The organism is Pedobacter sp. 10L46_2, assembly GCF_056395165.1.
The window spans coordinates 1-3,623 of sequence record NZ_JBFTIZ010000409.1; the positions used below are offsets into that span (position 1 = coordinate 1).

6 protein-coding genes are annotated in these 3,623 nt (G+C 37.2%); 2 read left to right on the forward strand and 4 right to left on the reverse strand.

All coding sequences use genetic code 11. From position 1 onward, the window contains the following. Nucleotides 1-453 (forward strand): S41 family peptidase (locus tag AC1DDX_RS25900; protein ID WP_477622866.1); only part of this gene is annotated, 453 nt, incomplete at its 5' end. Between the two features lie 7 nt (nt 454-460). On the opposite strand, the gene AC1DDX_RS25905 is transcribed toward AC1DDX_RS25900, so the two are convergent. Both AC1DDX_RS25905 and AC1DDX_RS25910 read right to left on the reverse strand, forming a co-directional pair. Beyond that, nucleotides 461-610 (reverse strand): hypothetical protein, encoded by a 150-nt coding sequence (locus AC1DDX_RS25905; RefSeq protein ID WP_477622867.1) that lies wholly within the window; start codon nt 608-610, stop codon nt 461-463. Continuing rightward, entirely contained in the window at nt 597-1,403 is an 807-nt protein-coding gene (locus AC1DDX_RS25910) for a M20/M25/M40 family metallo-hydrolase (RefSeq protein ID WP_477622868.1), read from the reverse strand. The genes AC1DDX_RS25905 and AC1DDX_RS25910 overlap by 14 nt, the downstream gene beginning before the upstream one ends. A gap of 123 nt (nt 1,404-1,526) precedes the next feature. Here AC1DDX_RS25910 and AC1DDX_RS25915 point away from each other — a divergent pair, with 123 nt between their 5' ends. Next, a complete protein-coding gene (locus AC1DDX_RS25915) occupies nt 1,527-1,793 on the forward strand; it encodes a hypothetical protein (protein WP_048904470.1) in 267 nt (88 codons plus the stop codon). Here the strand turns inward: AC1DDX_RS25915 and AC1DDX_RS25920 are convergent. Then, a complete protein-coding gene (locus AC1DDX_RS25920) occupies nt 1,790-3,232 on the reverse strand; it encodes a glyceraldehyde-3-phosphate dehydrogenase (protein WP_288884419.1) in 1,443 nt (480 codons plus the stop codon). The genes AC1DDX_RS25915 and AC1DDX_RS25920 overlap by 4 nt on opposite strands. A 135-nt stretch (nt 3,233-3,367) precedes the next feature. Further along, a partial coding sequence (locus tag AC1DDX_RS25925) for a sigma-70 family RNA polymerase sigma factor (RefSeq protein WP_477622869.1) occupies nt 3,368-3,623 on the reverse strand: 256 nt, incomplete at its 5' end.

Sequence of the window (3,623 nt, forward strand, 5' to 3'; positions counted from 1 at the left end):
GTGAAGAATGTGGTGTTTATTGTTGAACAGTATACCGCTTCTGCTAGTGAACTTGTAATAAACAGTCTTAAACCTCATATGACTGTTAAGTTGGTAGGAGAGACTTCTTATGGAAAACCAGTTGGCTTTTTTCCTATAACCCTGGAGAACAAGTATGATGTTTACTTTTCAATGTTTGAAACTAAAAACTCTGCGGGTGGCGGTGGTTATTATACTGGAATGGTTCCTGATGTTAAAGGATATGAGTTTGCTTCTGGAGATGTGATGTATGATTTTGGTAATCCTAAAGATGATTGTACTGCAGAAGCCATTAATATCCTGGCTCCAGGCATAGCAGTCACCAGTCAGGCAAAAGTAGCTACCACTGCAGATAGAACTAAATCAACACGTTTGCAGGCACTTGGAGGTAAATCAAGTGGTGAATTTGTTGGGATGATTGAAAATCGAAAATAACCCTCACTTAATTTATTGTTTTCTTTTCGTTAATTACAGACTTCAAATAGAGCTGATGGTCTAGCCTTTGGGTTATTTCAAGTATTGCCTCACTTGCATTGGTGAAAAATGCAGGATTGATGTTTTTAAACTCGTCAGTAGCCTTATGATAATCCATGATAATCCTTATGATCTTCCACTCCGAAATAAATAAAAGGTATATCCTTGTCGTTAAAAGCCGAATGATCACTTTGATTTGTCCAGTCGTTGCTACCCAACTTTGGGTCGTCATGACCTAAAATTATTTTTACTTTAGAATTCTTGCTAAAAACAGATGGTTTTAGCTGAGGGTATTTAAATGTACCACAAGCATAAAGCTCGCCTTTGTCGTTGTGACTTACCATATCCATATTTATATTGAGTTTGATATTCTCAAGTTGAACGGGCGGATTTTTTATAAAGGCTTTGGCTCCTTGTAAACCGGCTTCTTCAGCATCAAATGCAGCAAAAATTAAAGTATGGTCGGGTTTATTCTTTGTATAGTGCGAGGCGAGTTTCAATAATGTCGCAATTCCCGAAGCATTATCGTCGGCACCGTTGTAAATTTCATTGTTTATAATGCCGATATGATCATAATGGGCAGATATAACTATTATATTTTTACTCTTTCCTTCTACATATGCAAGCATGTTTTTGCCTTCAATGGCAGTTCCTTTTTTGCCTGTATAGGTAAATGGCATCTCATAACCAGAAAATGTTGGTAAAGTTTTTAAACCAATTTCTTTAAATCGGGATGCTATATAAACGCGTGCCTTTTCGCCACCTTTTGTTCCCGTTTTTCTCCCTTCATAAGCATCGGAAGATAATACTTCTACATCTTTAAGTAGCTGACTTCCAGCTTGAGCATCTGTTTTTTTTACAGAACTACAGCTTAACAATAAGCTAAGGAATATTAAAGGGTAGAGTCTCATTTTGCTATGATTGGTATATAATACTAAAGTAAAGATATAGAATGATATTTGTAACTCTTTTCATGTCCTATTGTTATTTAAATAGATTAAATGCATATTTAAGTAAGAATAAGTCATAATACTATGTTAGGGGAATTAATAGAAAAAGAATCAATAGATATCAGTAAAATCGTTTCAGCCGATCAGAATCACACAGAAGAATTAAGAGATAAGTTAAACTCCGCGCAACGACTGGGAAACGAATTTAAATCAAAAGCGGATATTACATTTAACACTACAGAGGGGCCAAAAACAGTTAGTACTACCGTTTGGTCTGTTACAGAAAGATACCTTCAATTAAAGAGCGGGGTTCATATCCCACTAAGCAGCCTTATTGATATAGATTTCTAGTAATAAGTTAGCCTAACTACGCCTGCAACTTTTTTGGCGAGACGGATAACCTGTCTGGTATAACCATACTCATTGTCGTACCATACATATATTACTACAGACTTGTTGTCCTTGGCCATAATGGTTGCAGGCCCGTCTATAATAGCCGAATGGCTATTGCCGATTAGGTCTGTACTTACTAATTCATTGGAAATTGAATATTCGATTTGTTCAGACAGATTCCCAAAAAGGGAGGCCTGTTTCAATATCTCACTGATTTCTTCTTTTGATGATACTTTGTTTAGTGACAGATTTAATATGGCTAGTGATACGTTGGGCGTAGGAACACGTACTGCATTCCCTGTTAATTTGCCTCCTAAATGAGGAAGTACTTTCGCTACAGCCCTATCTGCACCGGTTTCGGTAATTACTAGATTTAATGCTGCGGCGCGACCTCTCCGGTATTTTTTATGGTAATTATCTAGTAGATTTTGGTCGTTTGTATAGGAATGTATCGTTTCTATATGCCCCTTTTCAATTCCAAAACAATCGTCTATTAATTTTAATACGGGGACTATGGCATTGGTAGTGCACGATGCGTTAGAAAAGATAGTTTCTTTATCAAAATCAATCTCTAAATCATTAATGCCAGCAACAATATTGGGTACATTACCCTTTGCTGGGGCAGTAAGCAACACTTTTGCTATTCCTTTTGCCCGCAAGTGTCTGCTTAAGTCTTCCCGTTCACGGAAAATTCCTGTGTTGTCAATTAGCAGGGCATCCTGAATCCCATAAACAGTGTAATCTATGTCTTCCGGCTGTTCAGCTTCAACGAAATAAATGGTTTGCCCATTTATAATTAGTGCATGGTTTTCAAAATCCTCGATTATAGTACCATTAAATGGGCCATGAACAGAATCTGTGCGCATTAGTTCAGCTCTTTTAATGAGCTCTTCGTCGCTGTGACCTCTGGTTACGATTGCACGTAGCCGTAATTGTTCTCCTTTTCCGGCCTGCAAAACTAATTCTCTTGCAGCGATGCGCCCAATACGGCCAAATCCAAACAATATTACGTCCTTAGGTTTTAAGTTGATCTTATCTTTGCCGATGTGCTTGCTTAGCTTGCCAATTACGAAATCCTGGATATTGGTGTTATTGTCCTCAAGCCATTCTGCAGCTAATCTTCCAATGTCAATCCTGGAAGGTGCCAGGTTACTGTTTGCTATTGTTTTAGCTAATTCCAGTGTTTCATAAATGTTAATGTCTTTCCCACTAACTTCCTTGGCGTATTGATGGTAGGAAAGTATCTCGCTGCTACCTATGTCAAACAAAGGTTTTCTGAATAGTACCAGTTCAATTGATTTATCGAACCATAGCTGTCCTACGATATTGATTAATTGAATTGCCTTTTTTTCCTTTTCAATCCAGCTTTGAAACTCCGATTGGTACTTATTTAGCATGCGGTTAAATTTGGTTAGAACGTCACAAAAGTAAAAAAGATCGGGTATATACCCGATCTTTTTTACTTTATATATTTCTTATGCTACGTCATCCTGAATTTATTTCAGGATGAGGCCGATTAAACAAATAACTTTCTATCCCAAGTAAGATTTTAAGATCTTGCTTCTTGAGGTATGACGCAAACGCTGAAGTGCCTTATCTTTTATCTGACGTACACGCTCACGTGTTAAATTGAACTTCTCTCCAATCTCTTCAAGAGATAGTGGATGATTTGTGCTTAATCCAAAGAAAAGAACAATAATTTCACGTTCTCTTTCTGTTAAAGTAGACAATGAACGCTTAATTTCTTCAGAAAGAGATTCGTTTATAAGACTGCTATCTGTATTAGGC